The sequence below is a fragment of the Halobacillus alkaliphilus genome, from assembly GCF_900113125.1.
Classification (GTDB): Bacteria; Bacillota; Bacilli; order Bacillales; family Halobacillaceae; genus Halobacillus; species Halobacillus alkaliphilus.
In genome coordinates this window covers 23426-47132 of the sequence record NZ_FOOG01000033.1, presented here as the reverse complement: position 1 = coordinate 47132, position 23707 = coordinate 23426, and the positions used below count along the sequence as shown (strand labels likewise).

At 43.0% G+C, this 23707-nt stretch carries 24 protein-coding genes; 17 read left to right on the top strand and 7 right to left on the bottom strand.

The window, feature by feature from the left end:
* Positions 1-453 precede the first annotated feature (453 nt).
* The 6 genes from BMZ06_RS15485 to BMZ06_RS15460 all read left to right on the top strand — a co-directional run bounded on the left by BMZ06_RS15485 (position 454) and on the right by BMZ06_RS15460 (position 5871).
* Positions 454-1641 (top strand): DEAD/DEAH box helicase, encoded by a 1188-nt coding sequence (locus tag BMZ06_RS15485; RefSeq protein ID WP_089753292.1) that lies wholly within the window; start codon positions 454-456, stop codon positions 1639-1641.
* Between the two features lie 157 nt (positions 1642-1798).
* Positions 1799-2440, top strand: coding sequence for a methyltransferase domain-containing protein (locus tag BMZ06_RS15480; RefSeq protein ID WP_089753291.1), 642 nt, complete (start codon positions 1799-1801; stop codon positions 2438-2440).
* Between the two features lie 3 nt (positions 2441-2443).
* Entirely contained in the window at positions 2444-2902 is a 459-nt protein-coding gene (locus BMZ06_RS15475) for an S-ribosylhomocysteine lyase (protein WP_089753288.1), read from the top strand.
* Between the two features lie 21 nt (positions 2903-2923).
* Positions 2924-3841, top strand: a complete 918-nt coding sequence (locus BMZ06_RS15470; protein WP_089753286.1) for a PLP-dependent cysteine synthase family protein — start codon at positions 2924-2926, stop codon at positions 3839-3841.
* Positions 3842-3845: 4 nt separating this feature from the next.
* Entirely contained in the window at positions 3846-4982 is a 1137-nt protein-coding gene (locus BMZ06_RS15465; RefSeq protein ID WP_089753284.1) for a bifunctional cystathionine gamma-lyase/homocysteine desulfhydrase, read from the top strand.
* A gap of 205 nt (positions 4983-5187) precedes the next feature.
* Positions 5188-5871: a TraR/DksA C4-type zinc finger protein gene (locus BMZ06_RS15460; RefSeq protein ID WP_089753282.1), complete on the top strand. Its 684-nt coding sequence runs from the start codon at positions 5188-5190 to the stop codon at positions 5869-5871.
* A gap of 365 nt (positions 5872-6236) precedes the next feature.
* Here the strand turns inward: BMZ06_RS15460 and BMZ06_RS15455 are convergent, their stop codons facing one another.
* Positions 6237-6596: a Lin0512 family protein gene (locus BMZ06_RS15455; protein WP_089753280.1), complete on the bottom strand. Its 360-nt coding sequence runs from the start codon at positions 6594-6596 to the stop codon at positions 6237-6239.
* A gap of 218 nt (positions 6597-6814) precedes the next feature.
* Between BMZ06_RS15455 and BMZ06_RS15450 the strand changes: the two genes are divergently transcribed.
* The 9 genes from BMZ06_RS15450 to BMZ06_RS15410 all read left to right on the top strand — a co-directional run bounded on the left by BMZ06_RS15450 (position 6815) and on the right by BMZ06_RS15410 (position 15798).
* Positions 6815-7603, top strand: a complete 789-nt coding sequence (locus BMZ06_RS15450) for an ABC transporter ATP-binding protein (protein WP_089753279.1) — start codon at positions 6815-6817, stop codon at positions 7601-7603.
* Positions 7587-8345, top strand: a complete 759-nt coding sequence (locus tag BMZ06_RS15445; protein ID WP_089753277.1) for an ABC transporter permease — start codon at positions 7587-7589, stop codon at positions 8343-8345. Before BMZ06_RS15450 ends, BMZ06_RS15445 begins: the two co-directional genes overlap by 17 nt.
* A 21-nt stretch (positions 8346-8366) precedes the next feature.
* Complete coding sequence (locus tag BMZ06_RS15440; protein ID WP_089753275.1) at positions 8367-9374, top strand: aliphatic sulfonate ABC transporter substrate-binding protein; 1008 nt, start codon at positions 8367-8369, stop codon at positions 9372-9374.
* Positions 9375-9509: 135 nt separating this feature from the next.
* Positions 9510-10874, top strand: a complete 1365-nt coding sequence (locus tag BMZ06_RS15435) for a sigma-54 interaction domain-containing protein (RefSeq protein ID WP_089753273.1) — start codon at positions 9510-9512, stop codon at positions 10872-10874.
* Positions 10875-11103: 229 nt separating this feature from the next.
* Positions 11104-11799 (top strand): CoA transferase subunit A, encoded by a 696-nt coding sequence (locus tag BMZ06_RS15430; protein ID WP_089753296.1) that lies wholly within the window; start codon positions 11104-11106, stop codon positions 11797-11799.
* Between the two features lie 14 nt (positions 11800-11813).
* Entirely contained in the window at positions 11814-12476 is a 663-nt protein-coding gene (locus BMZ06_RS15425) for a 3-oxoacid CoA-transferase subunit B (protein WP_089753271.1), read from the top strand.
* Between the two features lie 27 nt (positions 12477-12503).
* On the top strand, positions 12504-13280 hold the full coding sequence (locus tag BMZ06_RS15420) for a 3-hydroxybutyrate dehydrogenase (RefSeq protein WP_089753269.1): 777 nt from the start codon (positions 12504-12506) through the stop codon (positions 13278-13280).
* Positions 13281-13302: 22 nt separating this feature from the next.
* Positions 13303-14481 carry a thiolase family protein gene (locus BMZ06_RS15415; RefSeq protein ID WP_089753294.1) on the top strand — a complete coding sequence of 393 codons (1179 nt, stop codon included), beginning with the start codon at positions 13303-13305 and terminating at the stop codon, positions 14479-14481.
* A 30-nt stretch (positions 14482-14511) separates the two neighbouring features.
* Complete coding sequence (locus BMZ06_RS15410) at positions 14512-15798, top strand: GntP family permease (RefSeq protein WP_089753267.1); 1287 nt, start codon at positions 14512-14514, stop codon at positions 15796-15798.
* Positions 15799-15995: 197 nt separating this feature from the next.
* Here BMZ06_RS15410 and BMZ06_RS15405 read toward each other — a convergent pair whose 3' ends face one another.
* Positions 15996-16808, bottom strand: coding sequence for a GNAT family N-acetyltransferase (locus BMZ06_RS15405; RefSeq protein ID WP_089753265.1), 813 nt, complete (start codon positions 16806-16808; stop codon positions 15996-15998).
* Positions 16809-16985: 177 nt separating this feature from the next.
* Here BMZ06_RS15405 and BMZ06_RS15400 point away from each other — a divergent pair, with 177 nt between their 5' ends.
* Positions 16986-17693, top strand: coding sequence for an RsiV family protein (locus BMZ06_RS15400; RefSeq protein WP_089753264.1), 708 nt, complete (start codon positions 16986-16988; stop codon positions 17691-17693).
* Between the two features lie 62 nt (positions 17694-17755).
* Here BMZ06_RS15400 and BMZ06_RS15395 read toward each other — a convergent pair whose 3' ends face one another.
* The 5 genes from BMZ06_RS15395 to BMZ06_RS15375 form a co-directional block, all read right to left on the bottom strand.
* The gene (locus BMZ06_RS15395) at positions 17756-18307 is read right to left on the bottom strand and encodes a GNAT family N-acetyltransferase (RefSeq protein ID WP_089753262.1); all 552 of its coding nucleotides are present in this window, start codon (positions 18305-18307) and stop codon (positions 17756-17758) included.
* A gap of 249 nt (positions 18308-18556) precedes the next feature.
* Positions 18557-19261, bottom strand: coding sequence for a class F sortase (locus tag BMZ06_RS15390; protein WP_089753260.1), 705 nt, complete (start codon positions 19259-19261; stop codon positions 18557-18559).
* Between the two features lie 2 nt (positions 19262-19263).
* The gene (locus tag BMZ06_RS15385; RefSeq protein ID WP_089753258.1) at positions 19264-20064 is read right to left on the bottom strand and encodes a DUF4397 domain-containing protein; all 801 of its coding nucleotides are present in this window, start codon (positions 20062-20064) and stop codon (positions 19264-19266) included.
* Positions 20065-20339: 275 nt separating this feature from the next.
* Positions 20340-21461 carry an amidohydrolase gene (locus BMZ06_RS15380; RefSeq protein WP_089753255.1) on the bottom strand — a complete coding sequence of 374 codons (1122 nt, stop codon included), beginning with the start codon at positions 21459-21461 and terminating at the stop codon, positions 20340-20342.
* 106 nt (positions 21462-21567) lie between these two features.
* Positions 21568-22473, bottom strand: coding sequence for a TIGR01777 family oxidoreductase (locus BMZ06_RS15375; protein WP_089753253.1), 906 nt, complete (start codon positions 22471-22473; stop codon positions 21568-21570).
* Between the two features lie 122 nt (positions 22474-22595).
* Between BMZ06_RS15375 and recX the strand changes: the two genes are divergently transcribed.
* Positions 22596-23408, top strand: coding sequence for a recombination regulator RecX (gene recX / locus BMZ06_RS15370; RefSeq protein ID WP_089753251.1), 813 nt, complete (start codon positions 22596-22598; stop codon positions 23406-23408).
* The last annotated feature ends 299 nt before the right edge of the window (positions 23409-23707 follow it).

Genomic DNA, 23707 nt, shown 5'->3' with positions numbered 1-23707 from the left:
ACAGGACTTTTTCATCGTTATAGAATGATCATTATCCCAAGATTTTTTGTCATCAAGCTGACGATATCTTAAGTGATTTCGAGCTCCATATATCGCAAGGTCCGGAGGGGGACGATGTAGACTCCTGCGGGATGAACATGATCGGTGAGATCCCGCAGGGCTGTTAAGCCCGAGGAAGCTCAGCACAGAAGAGGTTCGACTAAGAACGCCACCTCGTGTGGCAACGTCGAACGACCCTGCGTCGTGCAGGGCCGGAAAGCGAAATCGTCCCCCGGAGGACCTAATTCTCACAAATGTCTCGAAATCAAGTCTTCAAGTAACGGGAGCTTAAACGTAATACTAACATTAAGTTTAAACAGAGCTTTTTAAAGAGAATTTCATTAAAAGGGCTCATAAATTATAGGTTTCAGGTACAATAATAGAAGAAGGTTATAATAGGAAGAAGTGATCGTAATGAAGGAAACATTTGAACAACTAGGGGTACGGAAAGATTTTATTGATAAATTGACGCAAGAAGGCATTGGGGCTCCCACTCCTATCCAGCAAGAAGCGATTCCCTCTTTAATGGATGGACGCGACGTGATTGCTCAAGCGCAGACAGGAACAGGGAAAACCTTTGCGTTTTTATTGCCAATTTTACAGAACATTCGTGTAGACGATGCGTCTGTACAGGCTGTGATCGTCACGCCCACACGGGAGCTTGCGCTTCAGATTACGGAAGAAGTACGAAAGTTAAAGACAGAGGATATGCATGTGCTGGCTGTTTATGGCGGTCAGGATGTAGCCAAACAGGCTCATAAGCTGGATGGACAAGCTCATATTGTCATTGCGACGCCCGGGAGAATGCTTGACCATTTACGTCGGGGAACGATTTCCCTTGAAGCGGTAAAATATATGGTCCTGGATGAAGCGGACCAGATGCTTGAAGCAGGCTTTCTTCCAGATGTACAGGATATCTTAAGCCAGACTCCTGAAGTGAAACAAACGATGCTGTTCTCAGCGACCATCACGACTCAGGTCAATCAGCTGGGCAAGAAAATCCTCAAGGATCCAAGAAGAATTACTGTACAGGAAAAGACCGTAACGTTAGAGGGGATTAAGCAGCTGGTCTATGAAACAACCGACCGTGCCAAACAGGATACCTTGATTCAGATTATGCAGGAACACCGCCCCTTCCTTGCATTGATTTTCTGCCGGACTAAACGCAGAGCAAGGAAGCTGAATGATGCCTTGTTAAGTCATGGGTTTGAAGCAGATGAACTTCATGGAGATTTATCACAGGCGAAACGGGAGAAAGTTATGAAGCGGTTCCGTGATGCTAAGATTCAATATCTAGTTGCAACCGATGTAGCCGCCCGCGGTCTTGATGTGGAAGGGATCACTCACGTATTCAATTACGACATCCCGCAGGATCCTGAGAGTTATATTCACCGCATCGGCCGTACAGGTAGAGCTGGAGGGAAGGGACTAGCGATTACGTTTGCTGCTCCAAAGGATCGCCAGGCTCTGCAATCGATTGAAAAAAGCATTAAACAGAAAATAGAACGTCGTTCTATTGCCAATTTATCCCCAGGTAAGGAAAAAGAATCTAAATCAGAACCACCAAAGAAAAAAACAAAACGCTCTCAAAGACGAAGATAACAGGAGATCCGCTCTTTCTACAGGAGGAGCGGATCTTTTTTGTCAAAAATAGGTCTTAAGACTATTCCGTTGAGCATCCCTCTGAAATATGATACATTAAATGTGTAATTCCGAGTTTGTTTATAGGGATTATGAAGATTAAGGGGATGGAAGAAAGATGGGCGTAGAATTTGTCGACCTATTTAACCAATGGGCGAGTTCATATGATGATACAGTGTCTGGAAATGATCCAGAATATAAAGAGGTTTTTGAGGGGTATGAGGATATGCTGGAACTTCTGGCCGGCCTTTCCATTTCTCCGGTTATGGAATTCGGTGTAGGGACAGCTAACTTGACTCGTAAAATGATCCGTCAGAATAAAGTTGTGATCGGTATTGAACCATCTTCTGAAATGCGGAGGATTGCCAACTTAAAGTGTCCAGAAGCAGCCATGTATGATGGAGATTTTCTTAATTATCCTCAGTTGATGACACCTATTCAGTCCATTGTCAGTTCTTTTGCCTTTCACCATTTAACGACCAGTGAAAAAATAGAAGCAATTCAGAAATTTGATGATAAACTGGAAAGTGAAGGTCAGATTATTTTTATTGATACGCTTTTTAAGGATGAAGCTCATAAACAAGCTTTAATCAAAGATGCGGAAAAATCCGGTCACTTGAATCTAGCGCAGGATCTACAGGAAGAGTATTACGGATATCTCGATGAACTGAAGGAAATGTTTTCTAATCAGGGATTTGAGGTATCATTTAAGCAAATGAATAAATACGCCTGGTTGATCCAGGCCAAAAAAGGAGAATGATTTATGACACAGATGAACGTAGAAAGCTTTAACCTGGATCATACGAAAGTGAAAGCTCCTTATATCCGCCTTGTCGGTGTAACCGAAGGAGATAAAGGTGACAAGATCTACAAATATGATATCCGTGTGAAACAGCCTAATCAGGAGCATATGGATATGCCGGCTCTTCATTCCCTTGAACACTTGATGGCTGAAAACAGCCGTAATCATCACGACCGTATTATCGATATCGGTCCAATGGGCTGCCAGACAGGATTTTATCTTGCTGTACTAAATGATGACAGTTATGAAAATATCCTTCAGGTGGTTGAAAACACGCTGAAAGACGTACTGGAAGCTAAAGAAGTGCCTGCCTGCAATGAAGTGCAATGCGGATTCGCAGCGAGCCACAGTTTAGAAGGTGCACAAGAGCTTGCCCGTGAACTGCTTAACAAACGTGATGAATGGACAGAAGTCTTTTAATAAACGAAGGGTGAGAGTGCGATGAGTTATGTCAGGAATGTTCAATCGTTAATCGGTCACACACCGATGATCGAGCTTACTCACTCGGACATCCCGAATCAAGCCCGTATTTTTGCTAAGCTTGAATTCATGAACCCAGGCGGTAGCATTAAAGACCGTCTGGGTTTAAAACTGATTGAGGATGCCTTGAATAAAGGAATGCTTAAACCAGGCGGCACGATTATTGAAGCCACCGCAGGTAACACTGGCATTGGAGTTGCCCTTGCTGCCGTAGGAAAAGGATACCGCGTTGTGTTTGTCACTCCTGAAAAGTTTAGTCAGGAGAAGCAGACACTTATGAGAGCTCTCGGCGCAGAAGTGATTAACACTCCCACAGAAGAAGGGATGCGCGGAGCCATCAAAAAAGCGGATGAATTGGTTAATGAAATCCCTGATTCATTCAGCCTGCAGCAATTTAATAATCAAGCAAATCCAGACGCATACTACGAAACGTTAGGACCTGAGATATACACAGATTTGAATGAAGAAATTGACATTTTCCTTGCTGGTGCCGGAACAGGTGGGACCTTTATGGGAACCTCCCGCTATTTAAAAGAACAAAATCCAGCGATCAAGACAGTAATTGTCGAACCAGAAGGATCGGTCATTAATGGAGGGAAGCCCGGTCCGCATGATACAGAAGGAATTGGCATGGAATTTCTTCCTTTTTATATGGATACCGCTTATTTTGATGCCATTCATACGATTCCGGATTCCGTTGCCTTTCAACGTGTAAAGGAACTGGCATTAAATGAAGGACTGCTTGTAGCCAGTTCATCCGGAGCAGCTTTTGAAGCAGCTCTGCGTGAAGCGGAGCAAGCTGAACCTGGTGCCAGAATTGTAACGGTCTTTCCAGATAGCAGTGAACGATACTTAAGCCAAGGGATATATGAGGAGTGAAGTTATGAGAAAGAAAACACAATTAATTCATGGTGGTATTACAGGAGATGAAAAAACAGGTGCAGTTTCTGTGCCGATTTATCAGGTTAGTACCTATGCGCAGGATGGAGTAGGAAAGCATCGGGGGTATGAGTATTCCAGGACCGGAAACCCGACTCGTTTTGCCCTTGAAGAATTAATTAAAGAAATTGAAGGCGGCTATGCAGGTTTTGCCTTTGGGTCTGGAATGGCGGCAATTACCGCTGTGCTTATGACCTTTAAGCAGGGAGATCATATTATTTTTACGGATGATGTGTACGGCGGAACGTATCGCCTGGTTTCCCAAGTAATCACCCGCTTTGGTCTAGAAGCAAGCTTTGTAGACACAAGTGATTCCAAAAATATTGAAGCAGCGATGACCGAACGTACGAAAGCATTATATGTGGAGACGCCGACGAATCCTTTGTTAAAAATAACGGATCTTAAGAAAACTTCTGAGCTTGCTAAAGCTCATAATTTAACCTTCATCGTAGATAATACATTCAGCACGCCTTATTGGCAGAATCCCATTGATTTCGGAGCAGACATCGTTCTGCACAGTGCAACGAAATATCTTGGCGGACATAGTGACGTAGTTGCCGGACTGGTTGTTGTGAACTCTCAACAATTAGCTGAAGAAGTTCACTTCGTACTAAACTCTTCCGGTGGTATTCTCGGACCGCAGGATTCTTGGCTGCTTATGCGCGGTATTAAAACATTAGGTGTTCGTATGGAAGAAATAGAAGAAAACACGCGGGCCTTCGTGGAGTTTTTACAAGGACTTCCAGAGGTAACGAACATTTACTATCCAGGTCTTACAGAGCACGTTGGTCATGATGTTCATCAGAATCAGGCACGCGGAAACGGCGGAATGATCTCTTTTGACGTAGGAAGCGGCGAAAAAGCTGATAAAGTGCTGCAGAATGTCCGCTACTTCACCCTTGCTGAAAGTCTTGGAGCGGTCGAAAGCTTAATTTCTGTGCCGGCTAAAATGACCCATGCTTCTATTCCGGAGGTTCGCCGGGGTGAGCTTGGTATAACTGATGGGCTTGTCCGCGTATCCATCGGTCTTGAAGATATTGAAGATTTGAAAGAAGATTTTCTTGAAGCTTTACGTAAATAATTCTAAAGAGTGCCGCCCATTGGGCAGGCACTTTTTTTGTCTCTTGATATTCAGTATTTAAGCTGAATACTCAGTAGGTTTCTCCTGGCATAGTCTAATTTAACGGTTGATGGGGCAATTGCGTTATAAATCACTTATTTGAATTTTGTATAGAGACCTGCTCATAAGCCAAACTAAGAAGGACTATGAAGCAGGAGTGGAAAGTATGGATTATGCACACTACAAAAAACAATTAGAAGAAAGACAATTGGAAATAGAGACACGTTTATTGGAACAGAATTCACTTGGTCTGGAGCGCGGATTTGCCAGTGACATGGCCTCAGGTGAGCTTTCGCAATATGATAACCATCCAGCTGACTCTGGAACCGAATTGTACGAAAGAGAAAAAGATATTGCTCTTTTAGGACATTTAAAAGAAGAGCTATCAGATATTCAATATTCCCTGAAGCAAATGAAAGCAGGAAAATACGGAATCTGTGAAAAAACAGGAAAACTAATTCCAAAAGAACGGCTGGAGGCACTTCCGACTGCACGCACTGTTTCTCAAGCGTCGTCCAATCAGGAAATGTCTGAAGATCGCCCGATAGAAGAAGAGGTTCTTGAAGACCTGGAGGCAAATTACGGAAGGGATTCAGATGATCCTGAATACAATGAGCAGAATGCTTATGAACAGGTGGCTTCCTTTAACCAGAGCAGCATGACTTATGATGACTCCTCTTTAATGGACAACCAGGATGGAACTGGGTATGTAGAAGAATTTGAACCTTTTGTATCTACAGATATGCATGGATACACGGGAGCTGATCGCGTAACCTTTGAACGCAATGTTCATTATGATAAGTACATGGATGATATGGATGAAGCGGAAGCAGAACGATCAGAAGACTAAGAAGAAGGAGGAAGGGCCGCCTAGCCTTTCCTCCTTTTATGTAAAAGTCACAACCCCTGATCCTGATATTGGTCTTTCATAAGAAATTATTTAAGTATAGGGCTGTGTACAGCAAGATTCGATTTCGAGATGTTTGATAGGAAGGTAGGTCCTCTGGGGAACGACTCGCTTTCCGCAGGCATGCGCTGAGCTTCCTCATAGCCCGAGGAAGCTCACCGTACGCCCATGGAAAGCGAGTGATTTCCCGGACCTCCAAACGCAGACTTATGTAACGGAAATATTTTAGATATATAAAGAAACTTTCATCTAGAATAAAAAAGAAAGGGAGCTTCCTCTAGTGGAAGTTCCCTTTCTTGTAGACCTATTTAGTAGCCGACTTCGATGGAAGTATTGACCATGTACATTTGATCGTTTTTATCGTCCTTATCTTCAAGAACAATCCCGCTCGTGGTTTTCATGCCGCCATCCATAACTTCAATCGTTACTTTACCATAAGGAATTGCTTTTTTCACTTCCTCATGATCCAGTTGATCATGATCGCAAGGCAGAGCAAGCTTCACGTTGGTTTTCATATTATCAAGCGATTTTTCGGGCAAAGCCTCACGTATTCCTGGCATAGAATTAGTGTGGATAGCATTTTTAATCGCACGCACTGCGGCTTTCGTAATGTTTTGACCATGAACGTCAATTCCCATTCCCGTTTGAACGAATAACATTTGATCCATGATTGATACCACCTTTCATACAAAGTGTTTATCCCATATTTAAAATTTGAAACCTTTACCAATTAATTTTTTTAAGTGGCGGGAAGATAACTGATTTTAAAAAATTCATTCATGAATTTTCCAAATCAAGTTGACACACTATTTCGAATATCTGTATAATCTAATACTATAATTAAAACATAGTAAGTTTATAGGAATTATTGTGTTAGGGGGCCGCCATGTTTCTACAGATCAATGATGTGAGTAAAACGTTTGACGATAAAAACCAGGGAAGCTTTGAAGTGTTTTCTGGAATCGATTTAAATATAGAACAAAATCAGTTCGTATCCCTGCTTGGTCCCTCCGGCTGTGGAAAGTCCACCCTCCTTTCCATGGTGGCAGGCCTGGAGAGTGTTTCAGATGGTTCGATTGTATTGGAAGGTCAGGAAATCAAGAAGGCAGGAACCGACAGGGGCATGATCTTTCAGCAGGCCTCCCTTTTTCCATGGCTGAATGTCAAAGAGAATGTGATGTTCCCTTTGAAAAGCATGGGATCTAAAAAAGAGGCAGAAGAAAAGGCGGATCGTTTTCTTCAGATGGTTCATTTGAGCCGTTTTAAGGAGAATTACACGCATGAACTATCAGGTGGCATGCAGCAGCGTGTGGCTATTGCTAGAGCTCTTGCTATGGACCCGAAAGTGCTGCTGATGGATGAACCGTTCGGAGCGCTTGATGAGCAGACACGTCACATTCTTCATGAAGAATTGATGAAGATCTGGGAAGAAACGAAGAAGACCATTCTTTTTGTGACTCACAGTATTCAAGAAGCAATTAAGCTATCTGATCGCGTAATCGTTATGGGAACGCGCCCGGGTAAGATCATAGCTGATTTCAATATTGACCTGCCGAGACCTAGAAGACGTGATGATCCTCAAGTCATTGAGCTTGAGAAAAAGGTAATGGGTCTCCTTGAAGTAGAAATTAATAAAGTCCTGAAGGAAGAGCTTAGTTATGAAAGTCATTCTTAAAAGAGTTCTATTTTTATTCGTAGTTATAGGAATTTGGCAGTTAGTCTATTCATTAGGTGTTTATGAGAAGATCGTCTTTCCCGGCCCTCTTCAAGTAGGTCAGGCACTGATCAAAGGGTTTACAACTGGAGATTTTCTAAATGCCCTGGGTGCAAGTTTCAGGCACTTATTCAGTGGACTTTCACTCGCTATCCTGTTTGGAACCATACTTGGAGTAATCCTTGGTAAATCAAAGCAGGCCGATGAAACAGCGGGAATGTATTTGATTGCTTTGCAAAGTATCCCAAGTATTGTTTGGGTGCCGCTTGCGATAATGCTGTTCGGTTTTTCAGAGTTCGCTGTCGTATTCGTCGTGGTATTAGGCGGAACTTTTGTCATGGCGCTGAATGTCCGTTCTGCGATTCATAGTGTTCCTCCGCAGCTGGTAAGGGCAGCGAGAACGATGGGAACCAATGGACTTTCCCTATTTTTCCGAGTGGAAATTCCATCAAGTATCCCTTATTTCATGTCCGGTCTGCGACTGGCCTGGGCTTTCAGTTGGCGTGCATTAATGGCCGGGGAGTTATTAAGTAATGGTCCCGGACTCGGATATTCCTTACGCTATGCGCAGGATTATGCCCGAATGGATCAAGTTATAGGAATTATTATCATCATTGGCGTTATTGGAGCTGTCGTTGACCAGCTTGTTTTTTCAAAATTAGAGAAAAATGTCATGAAACGCTGGGGTTTATTAAAAACATAGAGTGGAGAGGGGTAAACAAATATGAAAAGATTATTTTCTGTTTTCACGTTACTAACATTAAGTCTGATCCTTGCTGCATGCGGTGGAGGGGAATCCTCTAATGCAAGCGGAGACGGTGAAGGCAATAAAGAAATTACTATAGGCTATTTCCCGAATATTAACCACGTAGCCGGTATGGTTGCGGAAGAAAAAGATTTTTACTCAGAAACACTGCCTGATGGAACAAAAGTGAAATATCAATACTTCCCTGATGGTTCAGCTTTCATGACGGCTCTTGAAACCGGCGATATCCAGGGCGGTCTGGTTGGTCCGGGACCAGCGATGAACCATTTTACAAGCGGCGCTAAAATTAATGTCGTAGCAGCTGGTTCAACCGGAGGGACGGTAATTATGGCTAGAAACGGTGCAGATATTACCACTCCGGAAGATATGCCTGGAAAAACGTTTATCTCCCCTCGTGTAGGATGTACACATGACGTTCAATTCGAAACAATGATGAAAGAAGAGTATGGTATCACGTCAAGCCGTATTGACGGTCAAATGAAGCACGTAACAGGTAAACCAGCCACGTATGCGAGCTTATTTGAAAGCGGCAAAGTCGATGTTGCAACGGTACCTGAACCGTGGGCTTCCTCCATTGAAGAAGAAGGAACTGGAAAAGTTCTTGTGGATACACCAAACGTAGCTTACGGAGAAACTCTTCCTGCAGCAGTATTTGTAACTTCTCAGGATCTCGTTGAAAATAACCCGGATATGGTTGATAATCTTGTAGAAGCTCATAAAGAAGCAACGACATTCATTCAGGACAATCCAGATGAAGCGAAAACGATTGCGATTGAAAAAATTAAAGAAATTACAGATCAGGAGCTTTCTCAGTCTGTGATAGACAATGCCTGGGAACGTATCGACTTCACGTATGAAGTAGAAGAAGAAACACTTCAGAATTTTGCTAATTCATCTTATGAACTTGGTTTCCTTGAAGAAAAACCAAACCTGGATGGACTTGTCGATACAAGTTTTCTTGATTAATGAACCATATATATAAAACCGGAGTCCAATTGGATTCTGGTTTTTTATATTACTGAAATTGGATATATCGATTGTATGAAACCGTTAACATGGTAAAATGAACGGTAAATGAACGTTTACCGGGAGCGTGAAAGAATGCTTGAAATGATGGAAAATTATCGTGATGGAATATTGGAGACCATTTTCGGCAATGTGAATCACTGTATCGTAGTAGTGGATGACCAGGGAATGGTCTCCTATCTGAATGAAAGTTATTGCGAATTTCTGGAAGTGGACAAAGAAAGTGTCATCGGAAAACACGTGATCGAGGTCATTGAAAACAGTCGTATGCACCTTGTGGTAGAAACAGGAGAAGAAGAAATGGCGGATTTGCAATTTATTCGCGGCAACTATATGATTGCCCATCGTATTCCGCTTCGTGCTGATGGAAAAACAGTGGGTGCACTTGGTATGGTTCTGTTTCGAGATACCGAAGAATGGAAGAAGCTGAACAGTCATATCAGGGACCTCTTTCTTGAACTGGAATCTTACCGCAGCCAGATGAAGGAGCTGAACGGAGTCGATTATTCGCTTCATGACATGGTTACCAGTTCACCTGAGATGGGGGAACTGAAAAATAAGATTAAAAAAGTAGCACCGGGAGACGTATCGGTTTTACTCCGGGGCGAGAGCGGAACAGGAAAGGAATTAATTGCTCACAGCATCCACCATTTAAGTGACCGGCATATGAAGCCTTTTGTCAAAGTGAATTGTGCAGCTATTCCTGATCATCTCATTGAATCAGAATTATTTGGGTATCGGGATGGCGCTTTTACAGGTGCTAAAAAAGGTGGAAAGGCCGGAAAGTTTCAACTGGCTCACGGAGGGACTTTGTTTCTTGATGAAATTGGGGATATGCCGCTGCAGGCTCAGGTGAAGATTCTCCGAGTACTCCAGGAAGGAGAAATTGAATCCCTTGGATCCACCGCGCCGCAAAAGGTGGATGTTCGTATCATTACAGCCACTCATCAGCCACTCGAGGAGATGATTGCCGAGCAGCGATTCCGAGAAGATTTATTTTATAGAATTAATGTCGTCCCTATCCATATCCCTCCGCTTCGAGATCGTCAGGATGATATTCGCTTGCTCGCTAAATTTCTTCTCGAAAAAATAACAAAGCGGACAGGGAAGAGAGTCATCGATTTTGAGCCGGAAGTGTATGAGAGTTTCCAACACTACCAGTGGGCGGGAAACGTCCGTGAACTTGAAAATGTGATCGAAGCCGCGGTGTATTTAACAAATGAGGAATATATCGGCATTCAAGAGTTACCTGAACGCTTGAAAAGGGGGCATCTACCATCTAACAATCAAAAAAGTTTGAAAGAAATTATGGAAGCCACGGAAAAGCAGACGATTGAAAGAACACTGAATCTAGTCCAGGGAGATAAGGAAAAAGCAGCGGCTCTGCTCCACATTGGAAAGTCGAGTCTCTATGAAAAGGTAAAAAAATATGAATTATAAACCATTCCATATTTCTGGAAAGCCATTCCGGAATTCTGGAATGGTTCTTTTTTATGTCGTGTAAGGGTTTACATTTAGCGGTGGCGAACGTCGTACAAAATGAATTCCAATTATCTGGAATATTCTATGGTTTTTCACAATGACAAAAGGCGATTTTATGAACATTTTCGACATGTAGTAAAGTTGGCACGGTCCTTGCATGTATTTAGGGGGAAGGGAGATGAAGGATATGAAAAAAATTTATTCATCATTTGAAGAAGCTGTAGACCAGATAGAGGATTATTCGACCATTATGGTTGGAGGTTTTGGTTTAGTCGGCATACCGGAGAATTTAATAATGGCCTTAGTAGAAAAAAATGTTAAACATTTAACCGTCATTTCGAATAATTGCGGCGTAGATGATTGGGGACTCGGTTTACTCCTGAAAAATAAACAAATTGATAAAATGATTGGTTCGTATGTAGGAGAAAATAAAGAATTTGAACGTCAGGTTCTAGAAGGAGAGTTGGAAGTCGAGCTTACCCCTCAAGGGACTCTGGCCGAAAGGATTCGTGCAGGAGGAGCTGGTATTCCAGCATTCTACACCCCGGCAGGAGTTGGAACGCCGATTGCGGAAGGAAAAGAAACACGGATGTTTCAAGGGAAAGAATATATGCTGGTTACCGGGCTGACTGCTGATTTTACATTAGTGCGTGCGGCAAAAGGAGACCGTTTCGGAAACTTAGTTTATAACAAAACGGCCCGTAATTTTAATCCGGAAATGGCAACAGCCGGTGAAGTTACAATCGCTGAGGTAGAAGAACTCGTAGAAACCGGGGATCTAGATGCTGAACATATTCATACTCCGGGAATCTACGTGCAAGGATTAGTACAGGGAGAACAGGAAAAACGAGTCGAACGACTGACATTACGTCAAGAAGCCTAAAAGGAGGAGTTATTATGGATAAAGCAGTAGTAAGAGAACGGATTGCACGGCGTGCTGAACAGGAAATTGAAAGCGGTTTCTATGTAAATTTGGGGATCGGCATGCCAACGATGGTCGCGAATTATATTCAGCCGGAAAAAGAGGTTGTACTTCATTCTGAAAACGGGCTGGTCGGCATCGGACGCTCACCTTATGAAGAAGAAGTAGATCCTGATCTGATTAATGCCGGCAAGGAAACGGTCACAGCTTCGAAAGGGGCATCTTATTGCAGCAGTGCTGAGTCCTTTGCCATGATTCGCGGGGAACATCTTGATTTAGCTATTCTTGGTGGGATGGAAGTTTCGGAAGATGGTAACTTAGCGAACTGGATGATACCAGGAAAGATGATTAAAGGCATGGGCGGAGCTATGGATATTGTCCACGGAGCTAGAAAAGTGGTCATTATAATGGATCATGTGAACAAATATGGAGAACCGAAGATATTAAAGCAGTGTAAGCTTCCCCTGACCGGTAAAGGCATTGTTAACCGTATTATCACCGATCGCGCTGTGATCGACGTAACGGATGAAGGTCTGACCTTAGTGGAGGTAGCCGAAGGGTGGACGGTAGATGACGTAGTAGCATCTACAGAACCATCACTGAAGCTCAGTGAGCATTTATCATCAGCTACATTTTAAATATTTTTCTCAGGGGGATGATTCAAAATGGTAAAAGACAAAGTTGTATTTATCACAGGAGCCGCCAGCGGTATTGGTTATGAAATTGGAATGGAATTTGCAAAAAATGGAGCAATAGTCGCTTTGAGTGATGTTAATGAACAGAAAGTAATGGAAGCTGCGGCTGAAGTTACCGACGCAGGCTATAAGGCCATCGGGCTGACGTGTGACGTGACGAAAGAAAGTGAGCTTCAAGAAGCCATTGATAAAACTGTTGAGGAATATGGAAGATTAGATGTGCTGATCAACAATGCAGGATTACAGCATGTCGCATCCATAGAAGAATTTCCAACCGAAAAATTCGAGTTTATTACGAAAGTGATGCTGGTGGCTCCGTTTATGGCAACCAAGCATGTATTTCCGGTTATGAAAAAGCAAGGGTTCGGTCGGATCATTAATATGGCTTCTATTAATGGTCTAATCGGATTCGCAGGAAAGTCAGCTTATAATAGCTCAAAGCATGGCGTAATCGGACTGACAAAAGTAACGGCGCTTGAAGGAGCGGAACATGGAATTACGGTCAATGCGGTCTGTCCGGGTTACGTGGATACGCCACTTGTACGCAATCAGCTGGAAGATTTAGCAGGCAACCGAGGTGTGTCCCTGGAAAAGGTGCTCGAAGAAGTGATCTACCCGCTCGTCCCGCAGAAACGTTTACTTTCCGTACAGGAAGTATCCGATTATACATTGTTTTTGGCTAGTGACAAATCACAAGGAGTAACCGGCCAGGCTGTAGTCATTGATGGTGGTTACACCGCTCAATAATAAAATGGAAGGTGTGAAAAATATGGAGAATATTTATATTTTAGAAGGTGCCAGAACCCCATTTGGAAGCTTTGGAGGAGTCTTGAAAGATGTGGATCCGACTGACCTTGGGGTTACCGTCAGTAAAGAGGCTATAAAACGAAGCGGAATAACACCGGAGGACATTGACTTCACGGTTATGGGGAATGTCATTCATTCAGCTAACAATGCGCCATATTTAGCTAGACATTTGGCTTTAAAAACCGGTATCCCTATTCAAAGTCCGGCTTTCGCCGTAAATCGGCTGTGCGGATCGGGCATGCAATCGGTGATTTCAGCAACTCAGTCCATCCTTTTAGAGGAAGGATCAGCAGCGCTCGTTGGTGGCACGGAAAGTATGAGCTTAGCTCCACATGCGCTGCGAGGCAGTCGCTTTGGGACGAAACTTGCAGTTCCTAAAATAGATGATACTTTATGGGCAGCTTTAACCGACGAGTATATCGGAGGAGGAATGGGAGTTACTGCAGAGAATCTTGCGGAGAAGCACAACATTTCCCGGGAACAGCAGGATGAATATGCAACGGAGAGTCACAAGCGTGCAGCAGAAGCGCGCAACAGCGGCAGGTTTTCAGAGGAGATTGTACCCGTAGAAGTTAAGTCCAAAAAATCGACTGAACTGGTAGATACGGATGAACATATTCGCGAGGATACAAAACCAGAAGTCCTGGCCAAATTGAAACCGGCTTTTAGAAAAGAGGGAACCGTTACCGGTGGTAATGCAAGCGGGATCAATGATGGAGCCGGAGCAGTTGTAGTAGCTGGCGAAAGGTTTGTAGAGGAAAAAAATCTGAAACCGGCAGCGAGGATTGTTTCCTGGAGTGTGGCTGGAGTTGAACCTGAATATATGGGGATTGGACCGGTACCTGCTATTAAACAGGCGCTGAAGAAGGCTGGACTGACGCTTGATGATATGGCATTGGTGGAAGTAAATGAAGCATTTGCAGCCCAATACCTTTCTGTAGAGAAGGAATTAGGATTGGATCGCAGCCGAGTAAATGTAAACGGCGGAGCCATTGCCCTTGGACACCCAATTGGGGCAAGCGGTACACGTGTGCTATACAGTTTAATCAAAGAATTACAAATCAGAAATGAAAAATATGGGGTCGCTTCCTTATGTATCGGCGGCGGCCAGGGCATCGCCATGGTTGTTGAAGCCCAATAAAATACGTATATCAGGGAGGGAGGAATCTTTATGTTAGGAATTTTTCTAGGTCTCGTTGTATTGATGGTTCTTGCCTATGTGGGATGGTCTATTATCTGGGTAGCACCAATAGCAGCGGGTATTGTGGCATTAACTGGGGGACTGGATTTACTTGAAGCTTATACAGACACCTATATGAGCGGGTTTGTTAATTTTGCCAAAGCGTGGTTCCCCGTGTTTATGCTTGGAGCTATTTTCGGTAAATTGATGGAAGACACAGGAATGGCTCGTTCTGTTGCGGTTGCATTAACCAAAGTAATTGGAACGAAGCGTGCCATTCTGGGAGTGCTGGCTTCGGCGGCCGTATTAACCTATGGAGGAGTCAGCTTATTTGTTGTAGTCTTTGCTGTGTATCCTCTGGCTTTGTCTTTATTCCGCGAAGCAAACATCAGCAGAAAATTAATCCCGGCTACCGTAGCCCTTGGTGCGTTCACTTTTACCATGACAGCTATTCCGGGAAGTCCGCAAATACAAAATCTGATCCCGATGGATTATTTTAATACAGATCCGATGGCTGCTCCCGTGATGGGGATTATAGCGGCCATTATCATGGCTGCGGGTGGATACTTCTATCTACGCTTTCAGGAGAAGAAATTGACGGACAAAGGTGATATATTTACTGAACCAAAAGATAAAAAAATAGTGGATGTAGATGAACAGCATAATCCTAATTTCTTATTATCGTTATTACCTTTACTTACGGTCTTAATTACGCTTAACGTTTTTAAATGGAATGTTGTAACCGCTCTTATTGCAGGGATTGTCCTAATCATGCTTCTGAATATAACGAAGTTTAAAGGATTTGTACCTTCTATCAACGCAGGAGCAAGCGGCTCAGTTATTGCCATCATCAATACAAGTGCGGCTGTTGGGTTCGGAACAGTCGTAAGAGAAGTGCCAGGATTTGAACGACTAACTCAAATCCTTATGGGTGTAAAAGGGAACCCGCTAATTTCAGAAGCCGTTGCTGTAAACGTGCTTGCCGGTGCAACTGGTTCAGCTTCCGGCGGGATGGGAATTGCACTGGAAGCACTTGGCTCGAAGTACTATCAAATAGCTATGGATACGGGGATTAGTCCGGAAGCTTTTCACCGGATTGCTTCATTATCTTCAGGAGGTCTCGACGCGCTGCCTCACAACGGAGCCGTCCTTACGTTGTTTGCCATTACGGGGATGACGCATAAAGACAGCTACAAAGATATCTTTGTAGTAGCCGTGCTTATACCAATTATTTCGGTAGCGGTAGTCATTCTGCTAGCTTCGATAGGAATTCTGTAAAAACTGAATAAAAAACGGAGCGCCAGGGTTCGTATCAGGCTGCCGAGAAACTTCGGCAGCTTTTTTAATGATTGAATTTTAGTTTCAAGTTAGTTTACTTACTTGCTTTCCTTGGAGGTCCTTTCTCCACACAATCCCTCGCTATCGGTTCTTCAAAATCCGCCTTACCAAAGAAATATGAGATAGTAAGTGGTACCTCAGTTAACTTGTTCTTCGGGGTGAAACACGTGCATCATCCATTTGCCAATATCCTCAAACCCCAATCGTTTATAGATACTTCCAGCCGCAGGGTTATCGTAAAAGAGGCAAAGCATCTTTCCTTCGGCTAATAATTCCTGGCAAATCTTTGTCATACATACACTCGCATACCCTTGTTTCTTGTGGTCTGGGTGGGTGCAGACGCCGACTACCATGGCGGACATGGAATTCTCAGCTGTCGTGGAAGCGCAAGAAAGCACCTCACGATCACTTTTAATAAAATAAGTCCGTGCAGATCCATTTTGAAGGCCTCTTTTCATGCTGTCCTCACGGCTGTTATCCATTTCAAATTCAGGAATGAGACTGTGAAGCTGAGTGATTGAGGGAATATCACCTATTTTGGCACGCTGAACATTTCCCGTGTTTGCTGTTTCATCCAAATAAGCTGTTGTCTCACACTTGGCATAATATAACGTTCTCGTTTTTGGTGCTGGATGATGAATATGAGAAAGAATCTGGCTGGTTATGGATTGCAGGCCTGACAGCTGCATAAAGTCTGAATCATCATTGATGATTTCTGCAAAAGCCAGGGCATCGAATTCTCCTTCTGCATAGCAGATATAGTTGTTATGGTACTTTAATAAAATGGCGATTAGCTGCTCGCTTTCATTAAATTCGCCCCATAGTTTCTGAAATTCCTGATCATAACCGAAGTTCTCAATATCTCCGATAATGAATAAGTTTTCCGCAGGTCTTTTCGCTAATAATTGCTGGCAGGCTTGATCATCAGCTTCATACAGTCTTCGTACCAACTTGGGTTCCCTCCTTTTTGTAAATTGTTATTTATTGTACCAAAACTTTCTAAAAAAACAATGTATTCTTATGACTAACCATTTTATTTTTATGTTTGTAAAAAAATCAGAAGCGGCTTTTTTTTTCTTTAGTTTTCCGTAATTGGGTCACACTAAAGAGTATAGGAGGAATGAGCTTTGAAACAGGTTTGGATAATTATAATTGCAGCTATGTTTATCGTCAGTGGTTCAAACATAGGAGAAGCAAAAAGTCACTATAAAATAAAACATAAAGATCAAATCACGACTGACTGGGAAATACACGTGGATTATCCTATATTTGATCAACTTGAGGATAAGGATTTACAGCAGGAAGTCAATACGAGAATTGTCCAAAAACTTGAAGATACGTTCCGGGATGTACAGAGGGGGGCGAGCGACTTGATGGGTATGCCTGTTCTTTATTATGAAGAAACAGGAGTGTATAGAGAGAAGGACCTTTACTCGGTCGTCATGACCTCTCATATTTCGCGTGGAGAACAATACAACTCCACAGTTACCTCGGTAAATTTTGAAAACAAGGATCATGGAAAAGTGGTTCCGTTAAATAAAATGGTTGATATGGAGAAGTTAAATCAGCGCGTTCAGAAAGTCATTGCTCAGGAACCAGATACCTACAACAAAGAAAAATTCACTAAAGTAAGAGATAACACGGCTTTTTACGTCGCAGATGATGAATTGTTTTTGATATTTAACAAATATGAAATTGCGGCAGGCGTGCATGGTACACCTGAGATTCAAGTTCCTTTAAACGGGATAGAGCTAGAGCAGGCTGATGAAACGAACGCTCCGTTTCCTTCCTTCACGTTAAATCATCCACAAACTATTCAAGCAAAGAACAGCTAGCCATTAGACTTATCCACTTTATCCACAGAATCATATAGGAAATGAAAAAGCATAAGCGCTGCTTATGCTTCTAACATTTCCTCATTTTGTTCTTGTTCTCCGTAGTAGTGGAACATATATTGTTCTTTTGTAATCACAAATAAATCATAGATATCTTCCTTACGATTTACCCAGGAATGGACATCAGGATAGGAATCGTTTCCTAAGGATACATAAGGAATTTTAAGAGCAGCTTTCATGGATCTTACGTTAGTTCTTCTAATCTTCATGAAAATCGCTTCAATGCCCAGCTGGAAGAACACTTCTTCAAAAAAAGCTTCTTTAGCTATCTGGTTGTAGCCTTTTCCAAAATAAGGCCTGCCGAGCCAAGTGGCAAGAAAGCCCATTTGCGAGTCGATATCAAAAAGGTTAATGGTTCCGATCGGCTGTCCCCATTCATCAAGGATGGTACGTGAAATTAATTCACCCCGATCTTCTGCTTCAATGGTTTGCTTCGTCAAAAAGTAAAACTCGTCACTCGACGAAGCTTTATGACGGACATAAGGGAAAACTTCTGGGTGGCTCATCAATTCAAAAAGGACCGGGGCATCATGTAAATCACGTTTTTTCAGCATAAAAAATCCCTCCTTGATTAAAGGAGGGTGATCTAAACCGCGCGGGAAAATAACGCTGAATAGTAGGCTCAGACCACCCTCGAATTTTTATCAATTGCTCACAAAAATTCGGGGTGGGAATCGAACCCACTAGAACCAGGATATCCCCTGGTGGCGCACCATTTGCCTTCCCTAGCTAATACAGCATCATCTAAATTTATAATAATCGATTTTCTTGAAAATGTGAACGAAAACTTTGTAAAATCCACATTAATTTTTTGGGGTGGTTTTTGAACTGGAAAGCGTGGTATAAACCGCCAATCTTTCCGTGTATTCTTGCGCTTCATCGTCGTAAGGACCCGTGCAGGTAATTAGGTTTAATGCCTTCTCGTTGGTAGGGCCGAACAGTTCACGGATAGGGGACTCGTCTAATGGATGAGCCACGACTTTTTGGACCGTATAAGTCAGCTTTTCTCCATCTTTGCCTTCTACGTAAATTAAATCTCCTGCTTCAAGTTCTTTTAAATCGTAAAAAACAGCTGGACCGTTTCGTCCATCTACGTGACCGGCTATGACAGAATTACCAGTAGCTCCAGGTTTCGTGCCGGGTTCAAACCAGCCTACTTCTGTCACACTGTCAGGGACAGCCATTCCGCCTTGCTCAGTGTATCCCTGTGGTCCAACGGGAGCATCCACATCGATGGAAGGGATAGTTAATCGAACAGGAACAATGCCTTCTGCTACATCCGTGGGGGCTACAACCGCTGGCTCATAATTTTTTTCGATAGGAGTCGCTTCCAAAATATCTTCTGAGTGGGTGCTTGCTTTATTATCCATCGTTTCCGCTTGAATTGGTGTTGGGGAAGGTGAATTAGAAAGAACCCTGGTTTCCTCAGAGGGTTCATCTTTAAGCAGTTGAAAGCTTAGGATAAATACGAGGAAACCCAGGGTTATAGGATATACAAAACGTTTCATGATTAGGCTTCAGATCGTTTACGGAAAACGAAGAATCCAGCACCCACAGCCAGGACTCCGAATGCAGCGGCAAGCATCATGGCATTAGAACCAGAGTCAGCTGTTCCGCCAAATCCTGTTTCCGGCATTTCAGAAGGCATAGCAGCGGAATCTTGAAGGAGCAGAACTTCAGGACTGTCGGCTGTACCAACCGCAAAAGCACTATACACTTTACCAGCTTCTACCGTCGTTCCAGATAGGTCAATTAGTTGAGTTCCATCAGTTGTACGAACTTCAAGGTCGTAGGATCCAGGCTCTAATTCTTTATAATCGGTTACCATTGGGAATTCAGCACCTGCAAATAGGGCTTCTCCGCCAATTGGGCCTACATCAACTGCTGGAGCTCCAGGAATGAAGTGGCCTACACGAACTTTAGCCATTCCTTCTGTTGCTTCCTTAGAATCTTCAATGGCTTTCAATTGAAGGTTTTCTAAGGTATCAATCGCAGCAGCGGTATATGCTTTACCAGCTTCTACCGTTACATCTGCAGAAATGACAGCGTCCTGTTCACCTTTTGTACCGGCTGCATAAATTTCTACCGTATGTTCTCCTGCAGGAAGTTCCATGTAATCTGTCGCAGCTTTAAATTCTGCACCTTCCACAACAGCATTTCCATCTACGTAAACATCAACAGCAGGGGCGTCAGGAGAAGCATGAAGCACACGAACCATAGCCATTTCTTCATGATTATCGGCGAATACAGCAGGTGCAAATACTCCCAAAACCAAGACAAAAGCAGCTAAAGAGGATAGTAGTTTTTTCATTTTTCCACTCCTTAAGATTTTTTTATATAGAATTGCCGTTGAGTGGCAATTTATATCGAAGAGGTATGACAAACCTTAGCAAACCTTGTACAATTATTATACATAAATCATATACACTATTTTGCTAATTTTCAAACTAATTGATGTACTCAATGTGTTTTACTGAAAAGTCTCTATTAAATCTCCATGTTAATTATTAAAGATAAGCTCCCGATGCTTTAATGAAGAAAACATAAAAAAACACCGGTATAATCTACCGGTGTTAGCATTTGCTGCTATTCTTGAAAATATACCATTTTTCCATCAATCATGGTCCAGATAGGCTGAGATAGGTATTCAAAAGGATGGCCGCTCCATAAAACTAAATCAGCGTCCTTGCCTTTTTCAATGGAACCTACACGGTCATCCACTCCCAGGTTCTTGGCAGGGGTGATAGTAATTCCCCTTAGAGCATCCTCAATTTCCATTCCTTCACGAGCAGCTAGGGCTGCGCATATATTCAAATATTGGATTGGTGTATAGGGGTGATCGGTAGTAATCGATACTTTTATGCCGTGATCATGCAATATCTTATAAGTCTGCCACGTTTTATTACGCAGTTCGATTTTAGAGGCGCGGGTGAAAGTAGGACCTACCGAAACCTGTAAATCTCTAAAGGCAAGCTGGTCTGCGATCAAGTGGCCTTCTGTACAATGTTCAATTCTGAGATCCAGATTGAATTCTTCTGCGAAACGAACGGCTGTCATAATATCATCCGCGCGGTGCGCGTGGATTCGGACCGGGATTTCTCTGTTCAAGGCTTGAAGAATGGGCTTGACTCTTAGGTCAGGTTCCGGTTCTTTCATAGCCGCATAAAACGTTTCACGGAGTTTCCCCATTATTCCAAGACGTGTAATCGAGGCATTTTTTGATTGAGAGTGGATCCGCTTAGGGTTTTCGCCGAGCGCCAGTTTTAAACCGGCTATTTCTTTAAGGATCATCCCGTTTATCGTATGCCCGACCGTTTTGATGACCGCTGTCGTGCCCCCGATCATATTCGCACTTCCTGGCATAATATGCGCGGTGGTTACACCGGCTTTTCGAGCAGAGAAGAAGGCGGGGTCTAAAGGATGGGCGCCATCAATCGCCCGCAAATGCGGAGTAATCGCTTCAATAGTTTCATTGGCATCACTACCTGCCCATCCTGTACCTTCGTCATACAACCCTAAATGGGTATGAACATCTATAAATCCTGGATATAAATCCATTCCTTTTCCATCAATATACTCGGCTTGCTCTGGCAGAGGAATATCCTTGCCGTAGTCATTAATTTTTCCATCCACAATGTGCAATTTCCCGTCTTTAATGGAAGGAGACGTGACAGGATGGATGGTAACATTCGTAATAACGGTATTCATTCGACATACAGCCTTTCAAATAGTATTACTAGTTATTATACTGGAATTTATTAGTTTAGGGCACAAAAAGAACGAAGCTTTTCAAAACTTCGTTCTTTTTGTCGCCTTATTGTTGCACAATGGACTGAAGGGCGGGCTTTAAATCAGGGTATTTAAAGGTATATCCATGAGCAAGAGCTTTTTTAGGAATAACTGACTGACCGTCTAATAGTAATATACTCATTTCACCGAGGGCAGCTTTTAGAGCGAAAGAGGGGGCAGTCATCCAATGAGGGCGATTCATGACTTCACCGAGTGTCTTTCCAAAATCCTTATTTCTTGAAGGATTCGGAGCCGTACCGTTCACGGGACCTTGTAAATCAGAATTGTGAATAGCGAAATCAATCAGTCCGGCAACGTCATCTACATGAATCCATGACATCCATTGTTCGCCTGAGCCTACATTTCCGCCGACCATTAGTTTGTAAGGGATCATCATTTTAGGTAAAGCCCCTTCTTCACCCAGGACAATGCCAAAGCGTACATAAACGGTTCGGACGCCTTTATTCTTAGCTTGAGAAGCGCGTTCTTCCCATTCAGTAACCACGTTAGCCAGGAAGTCATTTCCGGGTGTTGTCGTTTCTTCCGTAAAGGTCTTCGTTTTGGAACGTCCATAATAACCAACAGCGGAGGCATTTACGAGAACCTGAGGTTTTTCAGGAAGTTGATCAATCAGATCGAGAACACCTTCTGTGGCTTGGATACGGCTGTCGAGAATCGAGCGTTTTCTTTCCTCAGTCCAGCGGCCGCTGTTTAAGGATTCTCCCGCTAGATTTACGATGGTATCAATCTTAGGCAGGTGTTTTTCAGGATGATGCTCATCTTTTAACCAGCCTACATGGGTGATTTGACTCGTATCCTGATGCTTCTCAGGACTACGGGTCAATATGTAAACGTTGTGTCCATCTTCAGCTAAATGCCTGGCTAAATGACTGCCTACAAAACCTGTGCCTCCGGTAACAGCTATGTTCATAAATAATTCCTCCTTTGAATTGTGTTCCCATTATTTTACTAAATGGTTTCCATAAAAGCGATTGTTTTCGCTGAACGGTAAATCAAAATCATGCTAAACTATGAAGAAAAGGGAGAGTTAGGATGGCAAAACTTACAAAGATTACGACTCAAAAGAAAAATAAAGGGCGCTACAATATCTTTTTGGATCATGGTCAAGGGGAGGCTTATGGATTCAGTGTCAGTGAAGAAATTCTGATCCAATACCGCCTTCAAAAGAATATGGAACTGGATGAATCAACCATTCAAGCGATGATTCAAACAGACACGATCCATAAATCCTATACCCTTGCCATCAACTATTTAAGCTATCGAATGCGTTCAGAAAAGGAAATTAGAAATTACTTAGATGAGAAAGAGGTAGATGAGGAGCACATTGATGAGATTGTCTCCAGATTATATAAGGAAAAACTGCTTGACGATCAGGAGTTTGCGAACTCACTTGTACGCACACGCGTATTGACCTCAAGCAAGGGCCCGCTTCTTGTGAAAAAGGAATTGATTGAAAAAGGGGTACAGGCTTCTCAGGCAGACGCTGCTCTTGAACACTATCCTTTCGACGAACAATATAATAAGGCTATGAAATTCGCAGAAAAGAAGTTAAAAAGTGATAAGAAAAAATCCGCTCGCCAGCAAATTCAAAATGTCCAGCAGACGCTGATGCAAAAAGGCTTTAGCGGAGATGTTGTAAAAGAGGTATTATCTGACCTCCCGGAGGAAGAGAGCGCAGATGAGCAGTGGGAAGCGGTCGTTTACCAGGGGGAGAAATTACTCCGCAAATATGGCAATAAAACTGAAGGGTATGAATTAAAACAAAAGATCAAGACTGGTTTATATCGTAAAGGGTTCTCGTTTGATCTAATTGAACGGTTTTTAGATGAATATGTGGAAGAGTAATTAAAGAAAGTCAGCGCCGGCGCAGGTGCTGACTTTTTAACTGAACTTGTTCGTTAATTTTACATGAGTAAATTATTCAACAATAGGGGCTGATAGTTGAAGACCAGGCTCCCCTTACTCGTTGAGCAGACGCTTTCGTAGAAGATTTCGAGCTCTACACATGGCAAGGTCCGGAGGGGGACGATGAAGGCTCCTATCTTATAAGCGGAAGCACCTTGGTCAGCGGCGTATGGACTGGACATTCAAATGTGGAGGTGCCTTGCTCAGCCTCGACAAGCTTAAGAACGACCATGAAAGGA

Excerpts from the sequence above, each read along its gene's own strand:
- recX (WP_089753251.1), top strand. The coding sequence starts at position 22,596 with ATGGCAAAACTTACAAAGATTACGACTCAAAAGAAAAATAAAGGGCGC.
- BMZ06_RS15420 (WP_089753269.1), top strand. The coding sequence starts at position 12,504 with ATGGTAAAAGACAAAGTTGTATTTATCACAGGAGCCGCCAGCGGTATT.
- BMZ06_RS15385 (WP_089753258.1), bottom strand. The coding sequence starts at position 20,064 with ATGAAAAAACTACTATCCTCTTTAGCTGCTTTTGTCTTGGTTTTGGGA.
- BMZ06_RS15450 (WP_089753279.1), top strand. The coding sequence starts at position 6,815 with ATGTTTCTACAGATCAATGATGTGAGTAAAACGTTTGACGATAAAAAC.
- BMZ06_RS15465 (WP_089753284.1), top strand. The coding sequence starts at position 3,846 with ATGAGAAAGAAAACACAATTAATTCATGGTGGTATTACAGGAGATGAA.
- BMZ06_RS15415 (WP_089753294.1), top strand. The coding sequence starts at position 13,303 with ATGGAGAATATTTATATTTTAGAAGGTGCCAGAACCCCATTTGGAAGC.
- BMZ06_RS15435 (WP_089753273.1), top strand. The coding sequence starts at position 9,510 with ATGCTTGAAATGATGGAAAATTATCGTGATGGAATATTGGAGACCATT.
- BMZ06_RS15470 (WP_089753286.1), top strand. The coding sequence starts at position 2,924 with ATGAGTTATGTCAGGAATGTTCAATCGTTAATCGGTCACACACCGATG.
- BMZ06_RS15485 (WP_089753292.1), top strand. The coding sequence starts at position 454 with ATGAAGGAAACATTTGAACAACTAGGGGTACGGAAAGATTTTATTGAT.
- BMZ06_RS15455 (WP_089753280.1), bottom strand. The coding sequence starts at position 6,596 with ATGGATCAAATGTTATTCGTTCAAACGGGAATGGGAATTGACGTTCAT.
- BMZ06_RS15380 (WP_089753255.1), bottom strand. The coding sequence starts at position 21,461 with ATGAATACCGTTATTACGAATGTTACCATCCATCCTGTCACGTCTCCT.
- BMZ06_RS15440 (WP_089753275.1), top strand. The coding sequence starts at position 8,367 with ATGAAAAGATTATTTTCTGTTTTCACGTTACTAACATTAAGTCTGATC.
- BMZ06_RS15460 (WP_089753282.1), top strand. The coding sequence starts at position 5,188 with ATGGATTATGCACACTACAAAAAACAATTAGAAGAAAGACAATTGGAA.
- BMZ06_RS15480 (WP_089753291.1), top strand. The coding sequence starts at position 1,799 with ATGGGCGTAGAATTTGTCGACCTATTTAACCAATGGGCGAGTTCATAT.
- BMZ06_RS15375 (WP_089753253.1), bottom strand. The coding sequence starts at position 22,473 with ATGAACATAGCTGTTACCGGAGGCACAGGTTTTGTAGGCAGTCATTTA.
- BMZ06_RS15475 (WP_089753288.1), top strand. The coding sequence starts at position 2,444 with ATGACACAGATGAACGTAGAAAGCTTTAACCTGGATCATACGAAAGTG.
- BMZ06_RS15430 (WP_089753296.1), top strand. The coding sequence starts at position 11,104 with ATGAAAAAAATTTATTCATCATTTGAAGAAGCTGTAGACCAGATAGAG.
- BMZ06_RS15390 (WP_089753260.1), bottom strand. The coding sequence starts at position 19,261 with ATGAAACGTTTTGTATATCCTATAACCCTGGGTTTCCTCGTATTTATC.
- BMZ06_RS15410 (WP_089753267.1), top strand. The coding sequence starts at position 14,512 with ATGTTAGGAATTTTTCTAGGTCTCGTTGTATTGATGGTTCTTGCCTAT.
- BMZ06_RS15395 (WP_089753262.1), bottom strand. The coding sequence starts at position 18,307 with ATGCTGAAAAAACGTGATTTACATGATGCCCCGGTCCTTTTTGAATTG.
- BMZ06_RS15425 (WP_089753271.1), top strand. The coding sequence starts at position 11,814 with ATGGATAAAGCAGTAGTAAGAGAACGGATTGCACGGCGTGCTGAACAG.
- BMZ06_RS15445 (WP_089753277.1), top strand. The coding sequence starts at position 7,587 with ATGAAAGTCATTCTTAAAAGAGTTCTATTTTTATTCGTAGTTATAGGA.